Here is a 19,803-nt window from a genome sequence, read left to right on the forward strand (position 1 = left end):
GAAAGAGGAGGTCTGAAGATGAGCCAGCATACGAAAGAGAAATTGTGGAGCGAGTATAAATACGAAGTCATGTGGCACAGTCAGAAACATTACAATCAAATACGTGCAGAAATGAAAGCACAACTTGCTGAAGACGATTTAGAATCCTTAATTGATGAAGCTTTAGCTATTGAACCGCAAAAAGGTTCGGTGTTGAATACCTTTGATCATATGTGGGGATATTTTAAGAAAGAAGCAACAGATACAGAGAAAGAACAACATCAAATATTAAAAGAAAACTTTCAATCCGACAAAGCAACACAATTTGACTTATTGCAGTTTATCTGTACACTTGCTGAAAAATATCAGAGCAAGTATTTATTGAATTCATCGATTTTGAAAAAAGTATGACAAAATGTAAATATAATCTAAATTTTTCAGAAAAAAGGTATGTTATTAAATGACATTTATCTCTTTTTCGCTTAACATGTAACACAAGTTTCAATTAAGTACGATTAATTTAGGTAACATTCTTAAATTGATTTTATTTTTATAAATAGAGGGTACAAGCCTCTAGTAAGAATAATGACAACAAGGTGTGATTTTTGTGGAACAGACAATCAATGAGGATTATGAATATTGTAAACGTATCATGGAAGAATACTCTAAAACTTTCTTCTATGCCTTCAACAATCTTCCGGAAAATGAACGTAAAGCAGTATGGGCTATTTATGCAATTTGTCGCATGATAGACGACAGTATTGATGAGTATGAAGATCCTGAACGTTTGCAGGCGATTCGAGAAGATTTAGAAGCGGTTTATAAAGGGAAATCAGAGCAGCAATTTAAAAGCGATGCACCAGTCATGCGTGCATTTGGGGATACTTTGCAAGAATATCCTGTTCCGCAACAAGCATTCTTGACTTTGATGGAATATGTAGAAGCGGATTTAACGATGACGGCCTTGCAGACAGACCAAGATTTATACGCTTATTGTTATGGGGTAGCTGGTACGATTGGAGAATTGCTGACACCGGTATTAGCAGACCCGGCATATTATGAAACTGCCGATGCAATTGGTATAGAATTAGGCAAAGCGTTGCAAATTACGAATATTTTACGGGATGTCGGAGGAGATTTTGAAAATGGTCGCATCTACCTGAGTGCAGAGCGTCTGCAGGAATATGAGGTAGATTTAGAAGCAGTCTATCATCAAGGCGTTACTCAGAATTATATTGATTTATGGGAAAGTTACGCGCAAGATGCAGACGATATGTATACACATGCTTTAGATAATTTACATTACTTCCACAAAGAAGCGCGCCCGATTATTGAGTTGGCTGCTGAAGCCTACCATGCAATTTTGCCGGTGGTGCGCAAACAGAATTACTCCTTACATGAACGTGCCTATGTCAGCCGTTGGAAAAAAGGGCGGATTTATCGACGCGTGATGAAAAATTATAAATAAGGCAGAGAGCGGACAGAAATAACATTCGCATTATAACTACTGCCACATAAAAAAGCTGAGGCAACCACTGCCTCAGCTTTCAATACATATCAATCAAATTCTACTAATTGCGGTCCGTCTTCGGAATCGCTATTCATGAGTTTGATAGATTTTGGAATGGCTCTGATGACACATAATTTAGGGTCATCTTTAGATTGGAAGAATGATTTATCTTGTTCATCCCAAATCCAATCAATAATATCTGGATCCTCAGTCACTTCTAAATCAGCGTAGATTTCTAAGAAACTGTGATTGTTTGTATCGTCATAACCGAGTAAAATATGAGCGATAGGATTCTTTTCAATTTCCTCGATTTTCATTGATTCTCTGCTTGTTTTTGTATAAAGATCAAATTCTTGGTCGTAGAATATCATATAACGACTATCTGGAATATTTTCTTGTGAAGTAGATAAGACACCAATACGAGATTCTTTCATAATTTCTTTGATTTTTTTCAATACAACTTCTCTATCCATTTCGCTTCACCTCTCTTAGTGTTTACCCGAATTCATTTGTATTAAATAAAAATACGTAAAATCGATATTTTATTTTGATGTAAAATGTAAAATAAATATAATGGAATTAAGGAATTGTAAATGAGGAGTGAGGAAATGAACGTTAAAAAGATAGTCATTGCTCCAGATTCATTTAAGGAGAGTATGACAGCGGCAGAAGCGGGACGTGCATTGCAAATGGGCTTGAGCGCTACACTTCCGGAAACAACTGAATATGATATTGTCCCGATGGCAGACGGTGGCGAAGGGACGATGCAAGCACTCCATTTAGCGTTAGGCGGTGCTTACCAGAAAGTCGAGGTTCAAAATGCACTAGGTGCGCCTGTAGAAGCGCAGTACTCCTATGTCTTCAATCAGTCTACTGCGATTATAGAATTGGCTGAGGCTTCAGGGCTAGAACGTATTTCAACAGAGGACCGCAATCCTCTCTTAACTTCTACTTTCGGCACGGGCCAACTTATCATGGATGCTTTAGAAAAGGGTGCACAGAAAATTATTCTAGGTATCGGCGGTAGTGCGACTAACGATGGTGGTACAGGAATGCTACGTGCGTTAGGTGTAAAATTCTTTGATGCAGAAGGAGAAGCCTTGCCTGAAGGTGGCGCTTCATTAAAACGGTTAGAGCGTATTGATTTGAGTGCAATGGATGACCGTTTGAAAGATGTAGAGTTTGAAATTGTTTGTGATGTGGATAATCCATTGCTTGGAGAACGTGGCGCAACTAAAACCTATGGCGCTCAAAAAGGAGCGTCAGAAGCGGATTTAGAAGTATTAGAAGATGCACTCACTCAATATCGTGATGTCTTAACTACCACTTTCGATCAAGACTACTCTGAAGTTCCTGGTGCTGGCGCAGCTGGTGGTACAGGGATTGCGTTACATGCGTTCCTTTCAGCTGAGTTGACTCGCGGGATTGATGTGGTATTGAGAGAAACCGATTTAGAAACGCGCTTAAAGGACGCAGATTTATGTATTACCGGTGAAGGTAAGATAGATGCACAGACGATTTACGGCAAAACACCAATTGGCGTGGCAGAAGTGGCGCAACGCTGCAATGTGCCCGTCATAGCAGTCTGCGGCGTAGTGGGCGAAGATTATGACATTGTACATGACCATGGCATTTCTTATGTATTTTCACTTGTAGGTAAAGATGATGATGATAAGTATGCCGATAAGCCTTCTGAAGTGGAAATTTCAGAAGCCATGGAGAATGGATTCAGTTCTATGGTGGAAAAAGGGAGAGCAATTGGCGAGTGGGTTCAACACGAAAGATAAACTTTAAAAAGAAAAATTTTGTATTTGTTGATCTAAAAAACAGGTGCCGAGATATTATTTTGTCTCGGTGCCTGTTTCATTTTTTAGGCAAAATAAATGTAAACGTTTCACTCCTTATCACGCAAGTATTCAACGATTTGAGGGGTATTTTACGCTTCAAAAAACTTTTGAAAAGAGGGGATTTTTTTGTTGACGAATGGCTTTGAGGGGTTTATTATTGAAAATCGTACACAGGGTGTACTATTAAAAAAAGAACTTAAATAAAGTATCGCACGACGTATATTGAAGTTAAAATTTCACGCAGCAACGTATCATAATGTCTGATAGTACAAAGGGTGTACTTTTAGGAAAGTAAGGAGAGAGTAGAAAATGTTTAATGAGTTTAAATTGATGAAAAACAATAAAATGTTGATTGTGGCGTTAATCGCCATCGGTTTATTGCCGCTCATTTATGTTGCACTATTTGTAGGGTCAATTTGGGATCCCTATAATAAAACGGATCACTTGAAGATTTCGATCGTCAATCACGACAAATCCGCAACACTTCAAGGCAAAAAATTAACGATCGGGGATGACTTGGTTGATAAATTAAAAGACAAGAAAAAATTTACGTTCCAAGAAGTCTCTGAAAAAACTGCCAGAAAACAATTGAAAAATGGTAAGTCTTTAGGAACAATTATTATTCCTGAGAATACGTCAAAAAATGCAACCACTTTATTAGATGAACACCCTAAGAAAATCCACTTAGAAACACAAGTGAATCCTGGCTCTAGTTTCACTGGAAGTCAAACAGCACAAAAAGCAATTGATACAGTTACAAAAACAATGCAAAATAATGTGCGCGAAAAATATTTAGGTGAATTATTCAAAGCAAATAAACAATCTAAAGAAGGTTATTCTGATACCTCCGATGCTTTAGGCCAAATGTCTAATGCAGAAGGTCAATTAATCGACGGTAATAACCAAGTGACTCAAGGCTTGCAACAAATGGCTCCAATGGCTGGTGCACAAGGTCAACAGTTATTGCAGGGGAATGAAAAAGTAACAAGCGGTTTACAAGAATTGCAACAAAATAATAATCAATTGAAATCTAAAATTGATGATGCAGTTAAAAAACAAACTGAAGTACATTTCGATAAAGCCAATGAAAATGCATTAAATAATATTGAAGATGTAGATCAACATAATATTACAAAAGCAGATCACTATGGTGAAACAGTATTGCCTTATATGGCTGCTGTAGGTTTATTCGTAGGTGCCGTATCCTTTGCAGCGATTTATCCGCTAACTAAAACAATGACTCCAGAGACAAGACCTTGGAAACAAATTCTAGGGAAAATATTCCTTTACGTCATTCAAGGTACCTTTGCAGCTATCTTGATGAGTTTATGGGTCATCTTCGGACTCGGTTTAGATATTGAAAACATGGGACACTTCTTATTAGTGGGCATCTTATGGAGTATCGCAGCATTGTCCTTAACTTCACTCTTAGTGTTGTTCCTAGACCGTGTAGGACTCTTCTTGGCAATGCTCATTCTAGTGTTGCAATTGAGTTCAAGTGAAGGAATGTTCCCGATTGAAATGTCAGCAGCATTCTTCCGCTTCATCCATCCATTCTCACCAATGTCTTATGCCATCCAAGGATTCCGTGAAGCAATCTTTACGAACGCCGGACACTTCAACTTCGGTTTCGTCATACTTTCACTTGGCAGCATCGCAGTCGTTTCTATGTTGATCCAATACCTCGTATTAATCTGGTTCAACAAACGCGGCAAACCATTAATTCAAATGAGCTTTAATTAAGAATTAAACAATATTTTTTCGAAAGTAGCTCAAGCATAAGACGAATAACTGTTATACTAGGCTTAGTGATAAATGGAATGGAGGCATCATCATGACTTATGATATGCAAGAAGCGCTGACACGCTTCGACCTCATTTTGATGAGTATCAACAAGACAATTTCGGATATGCTGCAAGAAACTGGACTGGAATACACAATTTCACGCGAACAAATGGAAGCACTGATTATTATTCGTACCTGCAGCCAAGTTACTGTCAATGAATTGGCTGAGAAGCAAGGCATTTTTAAGACTGCTGCTTCTAAACGAATTAATAAACTGGAAAAGTTAGGGCTGGTAAAGCGGGCGCCCTCTGATAATAAACGTATCAAACTCATGCAGATGACAGAGGAAGGTACACGGTTTTTAGAAGAGGTGAAATACAAACTTTCCAGCGTTGTAGAACAAAGCTTACATGGCATATTTACGACAGCAGAAATCAATGACTTCGTCGATAAATTAGAGGATATTGAAAAGGCTTTAAAAGAACGAAAACGCTATATACACGATTAAATCTGTGGGGGATTTAATAGATGAGCAGTCGGGATACCTATAAGAGGGTGTTCCGGCTTTTTTAGATGAAATCATTACCAGACTGTACACACGGGTAAAGATTACTATCGTAATTAACTTAAATAACTTTATGACGAGAAAAATGGAGTGATGGTAATGACTGAAACAATGAAAGCAATGGCTGTAGATAAATATGGTAAACAACCCGTGCAAATGAAAGAATTACCTATTCCAGAAGTAGGCACAGAAGACGTCTTGGTAAGAGTAAAAGCAGCAAGTGTCAATCCAGTAGATTTCAAGATACGTGACGGCGATTTAAAGATGGTCATGAAATATCGTTTCCCGCTAATTTTAGGAAATGATTTTGCAGGCGTGATCGAAAAGGTAGGTAAAGATGTTACGGATTATAAAGTCGGCGATAAAGTGTATGGTCGACCAGGCAAGGATAAGATCGGTACGTTCGCACAATATTTTGCGTTGAGTCATAATGACATTGCACCGATGCCGGAGAATTTAAATTTCGTGGAAGCGGCAAGCATTCCTTTAGTCGGCTTAACGTCTTATCAAGCCTTTCATGAAATTATGCATTTAAAAAAAGATGATAAAGTGCTCGTACAAGCAGGTTCAGGCGGTGTCGGTACGTTCGCAATCCAGCTCGGAAGGGTAATGGACTTGCACGTGGCAACCACTGTAAGTGATCGTGGAGAAGAGCTCGTGAAGTCTCTAGGTGCCGATGAAATTATCAATTATAAACAACAAAATTTCTGGGATGTACTGTCAGGTTATGATGGTGTATTTAATTTAATTCCTGGTGAGAATCTAGATAAAGCCTTCACTATCTTAAAACGGGGCGGTGCCATCGCTTCATTAGTCGGCCCGCCTACTAATAAATTTGCGGATGAGATGCATCTGAAACCCATCCAACGTCTAGGTGTGTGGTACATGTCTCGCAATGTACGTAAATTGATGAAACAATACGGCGTGCACTATGAATTCTTCTTAATGCATCCAAGTGGTGAACAGTTACGTACGATAACCAACTTGATCGAGGAACAGGAAATTAAACCTGTCATCGATAAAGTCTTTCCATTCCATGATACGCAGAAAGCTTTAGAGTACTCTGAAGAAGGACATGCGAAAGGCAAAGTCGTTGTAAAAATAGAAGATTAAGACTGCGCGCAGTCTCATTTTTTTAAAAAAATAAATGGTAGAGAGAAGCGAGACAGAAAGGATGAATCACTCCTTCCTATTTCCTTCAACTCTACCGTTTTCTTTTACATATAAATCAGTACGAAGACAATAGCTATACTTGCCACTCCATTATTGAGCATATGGACCATGTAGCTGTCCCAGATATTGCGACGGCGATTGTAAGCCATGTAGAATGCGGCGCCCATTCCTCCGTATAATAGGAAGAAGATGATATTGTTCGGCATATGATTCAGCGAGAAGATGGCTGAGGAAAGAAGAATCGGCCACCAGAAAGAAAAGCGTCTGAAAATCGTTTCCTTGAAAATACCGCGGAACGTTACTTCTTCAAAATAAGGTGCAACAAACGTAATATGTATCAAGAAAATTGCGAGTGCAATCACGACCATCGGATTGCTGAAATGCGTTAAATTATCAATTTGTTCCATAAGTGCTTTATCGTTAGCGGAACTATCCGTATGGAAAATAGCTGTGGCAGCTACCGCACATACAGTGGTCCAAACACGTAAACCGATAAAGTACAAAACACTGATTCCGAAATCTTGCAGACGGACAGCTTTCATTTTTTCATAGCCGCGTTTGCGGTAGTACCAAGTAATTAACCAAGCCATGAGTCCTGTGACAACAATGTAAAGAAGAATCAAGACGATAAACACAGCGGCGTGGGCTTGTTTACTGAAAGCCACATATGCAGCAATCGCACCGGCTACAGCTGTCGGGATTTGTGTGGCAAACATGAAACCAATGAAAATAAGAATATTGACGGCGATATTGCCTTTAGGGGGCCTATTCTTAGTTGCGCCAGGTTGTGCCTGACGCGGCCGACGAATAAGTTGATAACGGCGCCTTGTTGTATGAGATGGATACTCTGACATCAGGTGAAGCCTCCTTAAGATTGTTAGGTTAGGGATAGTGTAACATATTCGTATTAATTCTATATAAAGTGTTCAAAATGTGTATAAATTTTAAACATCTGATGACTAAGTGATTGACAGTGTAGATTGCTAAGTTTTATGATAGTAGATGTACAAAGATGCTTTCTTTTTTAAATATCAGAGAAACACAAACGCTTTATTTTAAATATAGACGAATGTACTCTACAATAAGGATGAAAAGGGAAGTAGTGTTATCTGCAACAAGATTAACTTTAAATTTAAGGAAGGTGGTTTTAAAGTGAGTCAATCAGAAAGTAAAGACGTCATTTTAATTGGCGCTGGTGTTTTAAGCACTACATTTGGTTCATTTTTAAAAGAAATTCAACCCAACTGAAATGTTAAACTTTTCGAGCGTTTAGATGGACCTGCGCAAGAAAGTTCATATGATACAAGTAATGCTGGTACTGGGCATGCCGCATTATGCGAATTAAACTACACAGTAGAGCAACCGGATGGTTCGGTTGATGTGGAAAAAGCGAAAGAAATTAATGAGGAATTCGAGATTTCTAAACAATTCTGGGCACATTTAGTGAAAACGAATGCGATTTCTAATCCTCGTGAATTTATTACACCGCTTCCGCACATCAGTTTCGTACAAGGTATCCGCAACGTTCAATTCTTACAAAAACGTTATGAAGCCTTGAAAGATTTACCAATGTTCGAAGGCATTGAATTCACTCAAGATCGTGAAAAATTAGCAGAGTGGATGCCATTAATGATGAAAGATCGTAAAGAAAACATTGCGATTGCCGCAAGTAAAATTAACGAAGGTACAGACGTTAACTTCGGTGAATTAACTCGTAAACTTGCGAAAAACTTAGAATCACATAACAACGCTGAATTGAATTATCGTCATGAAGTTATCGGCTTCCAACAACTTGGCGACAAAAAATGGGAAGTGGAAGTGCGCAACTTAGATGACAATACAATTTCTACACACGTTGCAGATTATATCTTCATCGGTGCAGGCGGCGCAGCAATTCCATTACTTCAAAAAACTAAAATCGAAGAAAGCAAAAACTTGGGCGGCTTCCCAATCAGCGGTGCTTTCTTAGTATGTAAAAACCCAGAAGTGGTTAAAGAACACGATGCCAAAGCATATGGCAAAGAACCACCAGGCACACCGCCAATGACAGTGCCTCACTTAGACCGTCGTTATGTTCGCGGCGAGAAAAGTTTATTATTCGGACCATTTGCAGCAATCGGTCCTAAATTTTTGAAACATGGTTCAAACTTGGACTTATTCCGTTCATTGAACAAAGACAACATTTTAACAATGACTTCAGCCGGTTTGAAAAACTTGCCATTAGTGAAATACTCAATCCAACAATTGTTGATGAAGAAAGAAGACCGCATGAAAGAATTGCGTCGCTTCGTTCCTAGCGCGAAAGATGAAGATTGGGAATTACACATTGCTGGTAAACGTGTTCAAGTAATTAAAGACACACCAGAATTCGGTAAAGGCTTCATTCAATTCGGTACAGAAGTCGTACATTCTAAAGACCACACAGTTGTTGCTATGCTTGGCGAATCACCAGGGGCTTCAACTTCAGTATCTGTAGCTTTAGATATCATTGAACAAAACTTCCCATCATACGTGGAAGCATGGACACCGAAAATTAAAGAAATGGTGCCATCTTACGGTCAATCATTAATTAAAGATACAGACTTATTGCATAAAGTACGCAAAGATTCAGCTGAAGCATTAGACTTGAATAAAAAATAAATAGATTGATGATTTCATGAAAGGTGAAGACCGCTATTTGGTTTTTACCTTTTTTATATCCTCATAAATTGGCACGTCCTCCTATCCAACCTTCTTATTATTCCCTCAATCTTGTTTGCTAACCTTTATAATCACAATTTTCAGAATTATTTGCACAATATAATACTTTACCGATATACTAGTTTCAACTTACATCTTTTTCAGGGGGTATGCGTATGTCAGAAGCAAAGAAGAAAAAAGGGTTTGTTGACAGGTCGCTAGATATTATCGAAAAGTCAGGTAATAAATTGCCGGATCCAGTCGTGATTTTCATCTCACTCTGTGTCATTATTTTGATCGCCTCAGTCATTACAGGTTCACTGGGCGTCAAAGCCAAGAATCCGGCAGATGGAAAAGTCGTGGAAGCAGTCAACCTATTGACGCCAAGCGGAATTGCGAAGATGATTTCAGAAGCGGTCAATAACTTTGCGACCTTTCCACCGTTAGGACTTGTACTGGTCGTAATGCTTGGGGTAGGCATTGCGGAAAAGACAGGTTACTTCGAAACAGTCATGAAATACACCATTGAAAAAGCACCGAAGAAAATTATCGTTCCCGTTATTATTTTAGTGGGAATCTTCGGTAACGCAGCAGGGGACGCTGCGCCCATTGTATTGCCACCTATCGCAGCCATGATTTTTATTAAACTAGGTTACCATCCGATTGCTGGTCTTGTAATGGCCTACGCTTCAGCGCTCGGCGGTTTCTCAGCCAGTCTCGTTATCGGGATGACGGACGCACTCGTGGTTTCTTTTACCGAACCAGCCGCAAAGCTAGTAAGTGATTCAATGCATGTCAACGCAGCCATGAACTATTACTTCCTATGCGCTTCTACTTTACTCTTGCTCATAGTTGCCTGGTTTGTGACCGTTAAAATTGTTATCCCGCGTTTCGGAAACTATGACAGTTCCGTTCACGAAGAGGAAGACGATATTACCAAACAAGAACGTCGCGCCATGCTATTTGCCAATATCGGTTTAGTCATTGTCCTCATCATTATCGCAGCCTTAGCTATTCCCGAAAACGGCATCTTGCGTAACGCGAAGACAGGCAGCCTAATCAATGATTCACCACTGATGAACGGAATCGTGCCGATTATCACCATCTTATTCCTAGTACCCGGACTCATTTACGGATTCGCAGCCAAAACCATGCGTACCACACGCCAATTCGCTGAAATGCTAGGAGACGCCATGAGTACCATGGGACCTTTCATCGTCATCGTCTTCTTCGCCGCACAGATGCTGGCCTACTTTACTTGGAGCAACCTCGGTACCATTATGGCCATCAAAGGTGCAGAAGTACTCAAAGGCGCAAACGGCGTCATCTTAATACTCGGCGTCTTAGTACTTTCAGCAGGCATCAACATGCTGATGGGCAGCGCCTCAGCCAAATGGGCCATACTCGCACCCATACTCGTGCCCATGCTCATGCTGCTCGGCTACCATCCCGCCTTTACACAAGTCATCTACCGAGTCGGCGATTCCATCACGAACCCCATCACACCCATGATGCCCTACCTGCCGTTACTCCTATCCTTCGCACAACGCTATCAGAAAGACATCGGCATCGGCACACTCATCGCCGCACTCATGCCCTACTCAGTCGCATTCGGCATCTTCTGGACATTGTTGCTGATACTATGGTACCTGCTCGGCATTCCAGTCGGTCCAGGCGGTCCCATCCACCTTCCATAAACCCATTTGGGAAAAGAAAGCCTTGGAGAGCGGGGACACGATAAAGATTTCATCAGAACAAGAAGGGGGACAACACTATGAATTACGAACAATATCAAGACAAAATTATAGCCTATCGCAGACATCTGCATGCACATCCAGAGGTTTCTTTTAAAGAATATGAAACTGCACAATTTATCCGATCTAAACTGCGTGAAATGGAGCATTGCAAAGTCGTTGAACTGACCGAAACAAGCACCGTGGCTGTATTCAATGAAGGGCAAGGTAAGAAAATCGGCTTGCGTGCAGACATCGATGCCTTGCCAGTAACCGAACAGCGCGAAGAATTTGACTTTGTATCTCAAAATGAAGGCGTCATGCATGCGTGTGGTCATGATGGGCATACTGCCGTATTGCTCGGCGCTGTGCATTACTTTAATGATCACTTAGAAACTATTCCTAATGAGGTCCATTGTATCTTTCAACATGCCGAAGAATTAATCCCAGGCGGTGCACGTGAAATGGTGGCCACAGGCTACTTTGATGATTTCGACTTTATATACGGTCATCATTTATGGACACAGCTTGAATTAGGACTGATCGACATTAAAGAAGGACCTGCCAGTGCTAACTCGGATATTTACCACATTACGATACAAGGTCGTGGCGGTCATTCGAGTATGCCGGAAATGGCGATTGACCCATTGGTATTAGGTGCGCAATTTGTGAATGCCTTACAAACTATCGTCTCACGCCAAGTCTATCCTTTTGACCCAGTAGTAGTGTCGAATACAATCTTTCAAGCAGGGACTTTCGGCGCTGAAAATGTCATCGCGGATAAAGCAGAACTCGGCGGCTCTGTGCGCACGACCACTCAAGCAAACCGCCATCTCGTGATGACTCAAATGGAGCGTTTGTTAAAGAGTACCTGCGAGAGTGTTGGTGCTGAATATGTATTAGATTACAAAGTAGGCTACGACAGTGTTTATAACGATCCGGAACAAACGCGCTGGGTTAAACAGTTGGCTGAAACTTATTTCCCAGGAAAAGTAGTAACCAGAGATCCGATGATGGGCGGAGAAGATTTCAGTGCCTTCTCGAATATTGTACCAAGTACATATGCATTTATCGGAGCGGGACAAGCAGAAGGCGAATACGATAGACCGCATCATCATCCGAGGTTTGCTTTGAATGAAGCATCATTTGAAATGGCCTTCGATATGTTTACTGAAGTGGCGAAACATTATAAATAGAGTAGGTGGGGAGATGTGAGGTTGGCGGTTTTTGGACATTTTGGATGGAGTAGTGTCTAGAATCGAGTGTTTTTTAGATATTTTCACGATATAAATAGATATATTGGCCAAGATGAGAGGCAACGTGTCCAATAAATAGATATATTGGCCAAGAATGAGAGCAACGTGTCCAATAAACGGATATATTGGCCAAGAATGAGAGCAACGTGTCCAATAAACGGATATATTGGCCAAGATGAGAGGCAACGTGTCCAATAAATGGATATATTGGCCAAAAATGAAGCAAACATGTCCAATAAACGGATATATTGGCCAAGATGCACTCAACACATCTACCACAAAGGAAGGGCCAGGACAAAATAATGTCCTGGCCCACATTTTTGAACTGGCAGTCGCTGTTTAAATAAACAACGTGCTTGTTCCAAGCTGCTCCCTTTATTCTAGTCCACTAGGGCGGGACATTTAAGTCCAGTCTCTTTCCTCATTTGTTTCACGCAACACGCCATCATGCATGTGATACACTTTGTCGCAGAATTTCATCAATCGCTCATCATGTGTGACCACTATACACGTTTTATGCATTTTTTGGGTTTCTTTTTTCAAAATCTTCATGACTTCCATAGCGTTCTCTGTGTCGAGAGAAGCGGTCGGTTCGTCGGCCAAGATAATCGAAGGCTTAGTATACAGTGCTTTCACAATAGCGACACGCTGCTTCTGTCCGCCGGAAATCTCGCTCGGCAATTTATTTTCCACTTCCGTCAGTCCCAACTGTTCCATCAGGTGAGACAACTCTTCATCGCTTAACACATCTTTCTTTTGCTTTTTCAGCATAATGAATTGCTGTTTAACTGTTAAAAAAGGAACGAGGTTTGTGGCTTGCAGAATAAAGCCGATATCTTCCATACGTGTGCGGGCCAATTGTTTCTGCGACAAGTGTGTAATATCTTTGTCGTTAATAATAATTTCACCGGATGATGGTGTTTGCAAGGCGCCGGCCATCGTCAGAAAGGTACTCTTGCCTGAACCTGATGGACCGATGATGCCAATGAGTTCGCTCTTATCAAATTTCAAAGTCGTCGGTTTGACAGCTTCGATCGTTCTATTACCGTCTTTAAATGATTTCGTGACATCTTTAAATTCTAACATTGCTTTCACTCCTCTCTATCCTATTGCTTTCAGCGGATCTACTTTGCGAATGGTCAAAATTGAGAATAAGCTGCCGACGAGGGAAACGACAATTAGGACAATACCGTAAATGACTAAGGTAACCGGGTTGAATGCGACAGGCACTGCACTTGGTAAGAATAAGCCGGTCAACAGCGTTAAGCCTAAACCAATCAATGTACCGATTAAGGCGATAATAAAGGTTTGTGCCAAAACGACTTTCGCCAGGTAACCGTTCGTAAATCCTTGCGCTTTCAAGACACCGAATAAGTTTGTTTTCTGCAAGGTAATGACATAGAGGAAAATGCCGATGACCGTTGCTGAAATGATAAACAAGAATGTAATCATGAAATTAAGCGTCAGATTCTGTGCTTTATAGCCTGGCAAGTTTTGCACGAAATTTTCGATGCCGATTGCTTCTAAATCAGAATTTAATTTCTCATCTTTCCAATGTTTATCCCGCACTACTACTGCATTGGTTTTATCCACAGTCATTTTAGGATTGATTTCTTGAAGTGTATGATAATTTGAAAATAAAACAGGAGAAGCATTATATTTTGCGCTTTCACTAAAGCCGACAATTTTTAATTTCTCGTCAGATTGTGATAAAGATAATTGATCTCCAACTTTAAATCCTTTTTCTTTTAAAGTTTCATCTGCGACCACTTGATTATCTTTGGTAAACTTATGCCCTTGAATGATTTTCGGCATTAAAAAAGAATCCTTAGAAACACCGAATAATAGGGCGTTTTCTTCTTTCTTGCCATTTGAAACAATCACACCTGTCTGCTTTAGTAAAGTGGACTTTTTAAAGGTATGGTCAGCTTCTTTTTTATCAAAAATAGATTGTTCCACGGTCTGATTCGCATCTTTATTCAAGACGATAGCATCAGCGTGCCACTTATCAATGCCTTCTCGGTTCATATTAATCAAGCCGTTCGCTAAGCCTGATAATAAAAAGAGCAAATAGCTGATCATAATTAACACACCGATAATTAAACCGAATTTCAATTTATTTCGTTTCATTTCATTCCATGCTAAGAACATATGTAGAACCCCCTTTGTTAAGTGAAATAATAGTGATTAGACTAATTGTAAGCGAGGATGACATTAATTGAAAGTAATCATCTATTAAAATTTCCTTTTATTCGCACAATTAAAACTTGAAAAAAATAAAGAATTGAGTCAAAATTTTATTGTAGAAACTGAACAAATTGAGGTGAATCAAATGGAAATCAATTTGGATTGGACCAAGGAGTTTCAAGAATTCCAAGAAATCTTAAGTAGCAATCTCCACCCAGATTGGTTGTATAGTGCGAAGACGAATATGATTTTAGAACCCGCCTATACAGGACAAGGGAAACAATTCTTTTATACGAAGGATATTATTGAAGCGAGTAAAGTGATTCCATTTTTCTAATACACTTATATATATATAAAGAAATCGACAATGTGCGGCATTGTCTACAAGCAAATAATACTATATCTTAGATTAGACCCTCGAGTTAGGATACTAACTTAGGGGTCTAATTATATACTGTGGTCCAATCCAGGTCATCCGTGACGCACACGAAACTCGAAGAAGGTCAGACTTCGGTTTGTCTGAAGTAAGAGAGAGGGAAGTCTAAACTTACTCCGCAGATTAAACGGACGCAAAGTGTTAGAATTATATATCTAGTTATCTAATCATGCTGCACAAGCGTTCTTTATTGGTTCAGAAACAACCAGACAAAGTTTGAACTTGAGTCATCTCGATGTGATAGAAGCAAAACCGCAACTTATCTCTCGTCAAATTAATAGAATTTAAGGTATAAGATCACTTTCTTAATTGGTAAGTGGTCTTCTTTTTAATATTAAGGCTAGAAAAATACACCTTAAATAATTACATTTCACCCCTCAATAACCCTCTAAACTAAAATTTTTTCAAAAATTTTTTCGAAATCACTGTAACCACTGATACTTTAGTCACGAACGCGTATTTATTTTTCAGAAAAATGGGGCAAATCACGCCTATTTCGTTATGTGCAATTTGATAAAAAAATTGGTTATGTTAAGCTAATAAACGTCTTTGCTAAAAAGTTAATAATTATTTGTTGCAAGGGAATGAAGGATTTCAAAATAATATTTTGATTAGTCACAAGATTCTGAATCATATTGAATGATAGGGGTAATCATTTCACTATGTATCATCACAGCAAAAGAGAAAACTGAAATTGCGTAATTGCTGTAATACATAATTTATTCGAATCTAGAATTTAACGATAAGTAACCGCTTTCGCAATACTCTCACGACACTCTCACCATCAACGTTAAATGCTTCAGTGAGTATCCAAAATATTATCTTGAGACATGTGATGAACCGTGGGGACAGTTCATCTGTAATGCATGCCGTTAGCGCACTCCTTCAGCATCTTGTAATGCCTAAGAACGATCCGTACATTTTATTACAATAATTTGAAAGGATGTTATTTTAGACATGTTTACTTTAGGAGCAACACTATCCCAGCAGGTGAATCCTGACTGGCGAACGTACATTATGATTGGGGCATATTTCTTAATCTTGCTTGTCATCGGGTGGTACGGCTATAAAAAGGCGACAGGTAACGTGAGCGAATACATGCTCGGCGGCCGCAGTATCGGGCCGTACGTTACAGCACTATCAGCAGGCGCATCTGACATGAGTGGTTGGATGATTATGGGCTTGCCAGGTGAGGTTTATTCTACTGGTCTTTCAGCAGCATGGTTAGCGATAGGTCTGACACTCGGAGCTTACATCAACTATATCGTAGTCGCACCGAGGCTTCGCGTCTATACCGAACAAGCAGGCGATGCCATCACTTTGCCAGACTTTTTCCGTAACCGCTTAGCTGACAATTCGAATCTTATCAAGATTATTTCCGGGGGAATAATCGTCGTCTTCTTTACACTGTACACACATGCAGGTATGGTATCAGGCGGCAAACTCTTTAACAGTGCCTTCGGATTAGATTATCATTGGGGCTTAATCTTAATTTCAGTAATCGTTATCGCGTATACCTTCTTCGGGGGCTATCTTGCGGTGTCACTCACAGACTTTTTCCAAGGGGTCATTATGCTGATTGCAATGGTTATGGTACCAATCGTGGCACTTCTGAAATTAAATGGACTAGACACATTTGACCAAGTGACAGACTTGAAACCGACTAACCTAGATTTATTCAAAGGAACAACAGTCATCGGAATCATCTCTTTCTTCGCATGGGGATTAGGTTACTTCGGCCAACCGCATATTATCGTGCGCTTTATGAGTATCAAATCCGTTAAACAACTGCGAACAGCACGCCGCTTCGGCATCGGCTGGATGGCTATCAGCTTGATTGGGGCAGTATTCGTAGGCTTAATCGGTATCGCATTCGTCAAAGATAAAGGTGTAGAATTGAAAGACCCAGAAACACTCTTCATCCTGATGGGACAAATTCTATTCCACCCATTAATCGGCGGCTTCTTACTAGCCGCTATCTTAGCTGCAATCATGAGTACCATTTCATCACAACTACTCGTGACATCCAGCTCATTAACAGAGGACTTCTATAAACTCATTCGCGGAGAAGACGCTGCGAAGAAACGCGAGAAAGAATTCTTGCTCGTAGGACGTCTCTCAGTACTAGTCGTCGCATGTATTTCCATCGCCATTGCATGGTCGCCGAACGACACTATCTTGAACCTCGTCGGCAACGCATGGGCAGGCTTCGGTGCTGCATTCGGACCGCTAGTCGTGATGTCATTATACTGGAAAGGCTTGAGTCGAACAGGCGCAATCAGCGGTATGCTTGCAGGCGCTATCGTCGTCATCCTGTGGATTGTCTTTGCGAAACCACTCGGCGAAACCAACGACTTCTTCAACCTATACGAAATCATTCCAGGCATCATCGCGAGCGTCCTCGTGACAATCATCGTAAGTAAGATGACTAAGAAACCAAACATCGATGTCAATAAAGACATGGATACGGTAAAAGAAACCATCAATACGGAAATGCATTCATAAACGTTAGCCCGGGTCATGGTAGGTTCCTAAAGGAAAGCCATGAACCGGGCATTTTTATACATATATACAACAAAACAAGTTACCAAACCAAAAAGGGGAAGGCCCGACAACACATGCCGGACCTTCCCAATATTTATATCTCATGACATCCGAGCAGTCTATCAATTACTCATGCTCGCGATTGTATTTTTCCACTTCAGCTTCACGCAACTCAACACGACGAATCTTGCCAGAGTTTGTCTTCGGCAGATCCTCGACAAACTCAATCGCACGCGGATATTTATACGGCGCAACATCGTATTTCACGAAGTGCTGAAGCTCGCGCACTAATTCGTCGCTCGCTTCATAGCCATCTTGCAAGATGACGAACGCTTTTACAATATTACCACGCAATTCATGCGGACTTGCGACAACTGCCGTTTCCTTCACAGCAGGATGTTTCGTTAATGAGTCTTCAACTTCGAACGGTCCAATCGTATAACCAGAACTGATAATAATATCGTCTGCACGGCCTTCGAACCAGAAGTAACCATCTTCATCCTCTTTAGCACGGTCGCCAGTTAAGAAATAATCGCCGGCTACACGTTCTTGAGTACGTTCAGAATCTTTAAAGTAACCTTTAAATAAAGCAGGTAAATCGACAGGCACTGCAATATTGCCAACTACACCAGCTTCTACCGGCTGACCTTCATCGTCGACAATCAGCACACCACTGCCAGGAATCGCTTTCCCCATTGAACCAGGGCGTCCAGGTACGTCTTTTAACAAACCAATTAATAAAGTACTTTCAGTTTGGCCGTAACCATCGCGCACCGTGATATCAAACGTATCTTGGAACTTCTCAACCACTTCTTGGTTCAACGGTTCGCCAGCAGAAACCGCATCATGTAAATGCGATAAATCGTATTGGCCTAAATCCTGCAATTTCGCCATAATACGATACTCAGTCGGCGTACAGCACAACACGTTAATTTGGTAATCTTGAAGCAACTCAAGATATTTCGTGCCGTCGAAGCGTCCATTATACACAAACGCAGTAGCGCCAGAAGTCATCGTAGACAAGAAAGGACTCCAGACCCATTTTTGCCAACCAGGCGCAGCAGTGGCCCAGACAATATCATCCTCATGAATATTCAGCCAATGTTTCGGCGCCATTTGCATATGCGCATATCCCCAGCCATGCGAATGCACGACAGCTTTAGGATTGCCAGTTGTCCCAGATGTATAAGGTAAGAACGCGACATCATCACGATCCGTATCAGCAATCTCAAGCACATCACTTTGCGACTCGACATCCTGATCTACATCAACCCAGCCATCCTTCTGACCGCCGATAATAAATTTCATCAAATCATCATACTCATCGACACCGTCAAACTCATCCGCACCAGCAGCAATAGATAACACCGCATCCACTTCACCGTGCGTAATACGATACTGCAAATCCTTCGTACGCAACATTTCAGAAGCCGGAATCAACGCAACACCTAACTTCAACGCCGCAATATAGACCTCATACGTCTCAATACTGCGCTCCATCTTGATGAGCAATGTGTCACCCTTCTTCAAACCATGCTGCTTAAACAAATTCCCCATGCGGTTCGACTTGCGAATTAAATCCGCATACGTTACCTTCGTCTCATTACCCGCATTATCTTCAAATATTATCGCAACCTTCGACTCATCCTGCGCATACTTTTCAATCTCAGACACAATATTGAAATGACGAGGTGCGACCAAATCCGGTTTGTTCATCTTACAAATCCTCCTATCAAAAAACACAAATTTCCAATTCACGAAAAAAGAATACCCCTTCATTTTAGCAATCTTAAAACCATATTATAAGTAAAGACTCTTTGCCCCTTGCGGGAAAACGCTTTCTTCTACACATTTATATCGACAAGTAGCTAAACAGCGCCAGACACGTGCAGAAGAAAGCTTCGGCCGGGCCGTTATAGCTGCACAAAACGTTCATCCATATCCCGGTGTGCGTCAAGACGTGGAGGCGCTCTTCGAAGGCGCCTAGAAAGCGGTAGAACAAATAAAGAAGAGCCTCTGCACTGACGTGCAAGAGACTCTGGTATGTTTAGAATGCTTTTAATAGACGGGCTTTCGAAGACTGATTCCGCGACAATAAGTGCGAAGCGC

15 protein-coding genes and 1 pseudogene are annotated in these 19,803 nt (G+C 40.7%); 11 read left to right on the forward strand and 5 right to left on the reverse strand.

From position 1 onward, the window contains the following. The first annotated feature begins 18 nt into the window (after positions 1–18). Positions 19–390 (forward strand): YbgA family protein, encoded by a 372-nt coding sequence (locus CNQ82_RS01940; protein ID WP_123143848.1) that lies wholly within the window; start codon positions 19–21, stop codon positions 388–390. A 196-nt stretch (positions 391–586) separates the two neighbouring features. Then, on the forward strand, positions 587–1,447 hold the full coding sequence (locus tag CNQ82_RS01945; protein WP_240624905.1) for a phytoene/squalene synthase family protein: 861 nt from the start codon (positions 587–589) through the stop codon (positions 1,445–1,447). A gap of 89 nt (positions 1,448–1,536) precedes the next feature. Here the strand turns inward: CNQ82_RS01945 and CNQ82_RS01950 are convergent, their stop codons facing one another. Then, positions 1,537–1,962, reverse strand: coding sequence for a pyridoxamine 5'-phosphate oxidase family protein (locus CNQ82_RS01950; protein WP_123143849.1), 426 nt, complete (start codon positions 1,960–1,962; stop codon positions 1,537–1,539). A 135-nt stretch (positions 1,963–2,097) separates the two neighbouring features. Here CNQ82_RS01950 and CNQ82_RS01955 point away from each other — a divergent pair, with 135 nt between their 5' ends. The 4 genes from CNQ82_RS01955 to CNQ82_RS01970 all read left to right on the forward strand — a co-directional run bounded on the left by CNQ82_RS01955 (position 2,098) and on the right by CNQ82_RS01970 (position 6,799). Beyond that, a complete protein-coding gene (locus CNQ82_RS01955; protein WP_123143850.1) occupies positions 2,098–3,276 on the forward strand; it encodes a glycerate kinase in 1,179 nt (392 codons plus the stop codon). Between the two features lie 369 nt (positions 3,277–3,645). After that, positions 3,646–5,079, forward strand: a complete 1,434-nt coding sequence (locus CNQ82_RS01960; RefSeq protein WP_123143851.1) for a YhgE/Pip family protein — start codon at positions 3,646–3,648, stop codon at positions 5,077–5,079. 91 nt (positions 5,080–5,170) lie between these two features. Next, entirely contained in the window at positions 5,171–5,629 is a 459-nt protein-coding gene (locus tag CNQ82_RS01965; protein WP_123143852.1) for a MarR family winged helix-turn-helix transcriptional regulator, read from the forward strand. Between the two features lie 168 nt (positions 5,630–5,797). Then, positions 5,798–6,799 (forward strand): NADP-dependent oxidoreductase, encoded by a 1,002-nt coding sequence (locus tag CNQ82_RS01970; protein WP_164711984.1) that lies wholly within the window; start codon positions 5,798–5,800, stop codon positions 6,797–6,799. 104 nt (positions 6,800–6,903) lie between these two features. On the opposite strand, the gene CNQ82_RS01975 is transcribed toward CNQ82_RS01970, so the two are convergent. After that, on the reverse strand, positions 6,904–7,713 hold the full coding sequence (locus CNQ82_RS01975) for a CPBP family intramembrane glutamic endopeptidase (protein WP_123143854.1): 810 nt from the start codon (positions 7,711–7,713) through the stop codon (positions 6,904–6,906). 298 nt (positions 7,714–8,011) lie between these two features. On the opposite strand from CNQ82_RS01975, the pseudogene mqo reads away from it, so the two are divergent. From mqo to CNQ82_RS01990, 3 genes and pseudogenes are all read left to right on the forward strand, one after another. Then, positions 8,012–9,499 (forward strand): annotated as a pseudogene (mqo, locus tag CNQ82_RS01980) (malate dehydrogenase (quinone)). Between the two features lie 215 nt (positions 9,500–9,714). Beyond that, positions 9,715–11,235 (forward strand): AbgT family transporter, encoded by a 1,521-nt coding sequence (locus tag CNQ82_RS01985; protein WP_123143855.1) that lies wholly within the window; start codon positions 9,715–9,717, stop codon positions 11,233–11,235. Positions 11,236–11,312: 77 nt separating this feature from the next. Then, entirely contained in the window at positions 11,313–12,467 is a 1,155-nt protein-coding gene (locus CNQ82_RS01990; RefSeq protein WP_123143856.1) for a M20 metallopeptidase family protein, read from the forward strand. Positions 12,468–12,929: 462 nt separating this feature from the next. Here CNQ82_RS01990 and CNQ82_RS01995 read toward each other — a convergent pair whose 3' ends face one another. Both CNQ82_RS01995 and CNQ82_RS02000 read right to left on the reverse strand, forming a co-directional pair. Then, a complete protein-coding gene (locus tag CNQ82_RS01995) occupies positions 12,930–13,613 on the reverse strand; it encodes an ABC transporter ATP-binding protein (RefSeq protein ID WP_123143857.1) in 684 nt (227 codons plus the stop codon). A 15-nt stretch (positions 13,614–13,628) separates the two neighbouring features. Next, on the reverse strand, positions 13,629–14,678 hold the full coding sequence (locus CNQ82_RS02000; RefSeq protein WP_123143858.1) for an ABC transporter permease: 1,050 nt from the start codon (positions 14,676–14,678) through the stop codon (positions 13,629–13,631). Positions 14,679–14,859: 181 nt separating this feature from the next. Between CNQ82_RS02000 and CNQ82_RS02005 the strand changes: the two genes are divergently transcribed. Together CNQ82_RS02005 and putP are read left to right on the forward strand one after the other, a co-directional pair. Next, the gene (locus CNQ82_RS02005; RefSeq protein ID WP_095102928.1) at positions 14,860–15,051 is read left to right on the forward strand and encodes a hypothetical protein; all 192 of its coding nucleotides are present in this window, start codon (positions 14,860–14,862) and stop codon (positions 15,049–15,051) included. Positions 15,052–16,107: 1,056 nt separating this feature from the next. After that, a complete protein-coding gene (putP, locus tag CNQ82_RS02010) occupies positions 16,108–17,655 on the forward strand; it encodes a sodium/proline symporter PutP (RefSeq protein WP_123143859.1) in 1,548 nt (515 codons plus the stop codon). 165 nt (positions 17,656–17,820) lie between these two features. On the opposite strand, the gene mbcS is transcribed toward putP, so the two are convergent. Continuing rightward, positions 17,821–19,410: an acyl-CoA synthetase MbcS gene (gene mbcS / locus CNQ82_RS02015; protein ID WP_123143860.1), complete on the reverse strand. Its 1,590-nt coding sequence runs from the start codon at positions 19,408–19,410 to the stop codon at positions 17,821–17,823. Positions 19,411–19,803: the final 393 nt, after the last annotated feature.

The sequence above is a fragment of the Staphylococcus debuckii genome (assembly GCF_003718735.1).
Taxonomy (GTDB): Bacteria; Bacillota; Bacilli; order Staphylococcales; family Staphylococcaceae; genus Staphylococcus; species Staphylococcus debuckii.

Coding starts and splice junctions, on each gene's coding strand:
- CNQ82_RS01940 (WP_123143848.1), top strand. CDS start 19: ATGAGCCAGCATACGAAAGAGAAATTGTGGAGCGAGTATAAATACGAA.
- CNQ82_RS01950 (WP_123143849.1), bottom strand. CDS start 1,962: ATGGATAGAGAAGTTGTATTGAAAAAAATCAAAGAAATTATGAAAGAA.
- CNQ82_RS01955 (WP_123143850.1), top strand. CDS start 2,098: ATGAACGTTAAAAAGATAGTCATTGCTCCAGATTCATTTAAGGAGAGT.
- CNQ82_RS01960 (WP_123143851.1), top strand. CDS start 3,646: ATGTTTAATGAGTTTAAATTGATGAAAAACAATAAAATGTTGATTGTG.
- CNQ82_RS01965 (WP_123143852.1), top strand. CDS start 5,171: ATGACTTATGATATGCAAGAAGCGCTGACACGCTTCGACCTCATTTTG.
- CNQ82_RS01970 (WP_164711984.1), top strand. CDS start 5,798: ATGAAAGCAATGGCTGTAGATAAATATGGTAAACAACCCGTGCAAATG.
- CNQ82_RS01975 (WP_123143854.1), bottom strand. CDS start 7,713: ATGTCAGAGTATCCATCTCATACAACAAGGCGCCGTTATCAACTTATT.
- CNQ82_RS01985 (WP_123143855.1), top strand. CDS start 9,715: ATGTCAGAAGCAAAGAAGAAAAAAGGGTTTGTTGACAGGTCGCTAGAT.
- CNQ82_RS01990 (WP_123143856.1), top strand. CDS start 11,313: ATGAATTACGAACAATATCAAGACAAAATTATAGCCTATCGCAGACAT.
- CNQ82_RS01995 (WP_123143857.1), bottom strand. CDS start 13,613: ATGTTAGAATTTAAAGATGTCACGAAATCATTTAAAGACGGTAATAGA.
- CNQ82_RS02000 (WP_123143858.1), bottom strand. CDS start 14,678: ATGTTCTTAGCATGGAATGAAATGAAACGAAATAAATTGAAATTCGGT.
- CNQ82_RS02005 (WP_095102928.1), top strand. CDS start 14,860: ATGGAAATCAATTTGGATTGGACCAAGGAGTTTCAAGAATTCCAAGAA.
- putP (WP_123143859.1), top strand. CDS start 16,108: ATGTTTACTTTAGGAGCAACACTATCCCAGCAGGTGAATCCTGACTGG.
- mbcS (WP_123143860.1), bottom strand. CDS start 19,410: ATGAACAAACCGGATTTGGTCGCACCTCGTCATTTCAATATTGTGTCT.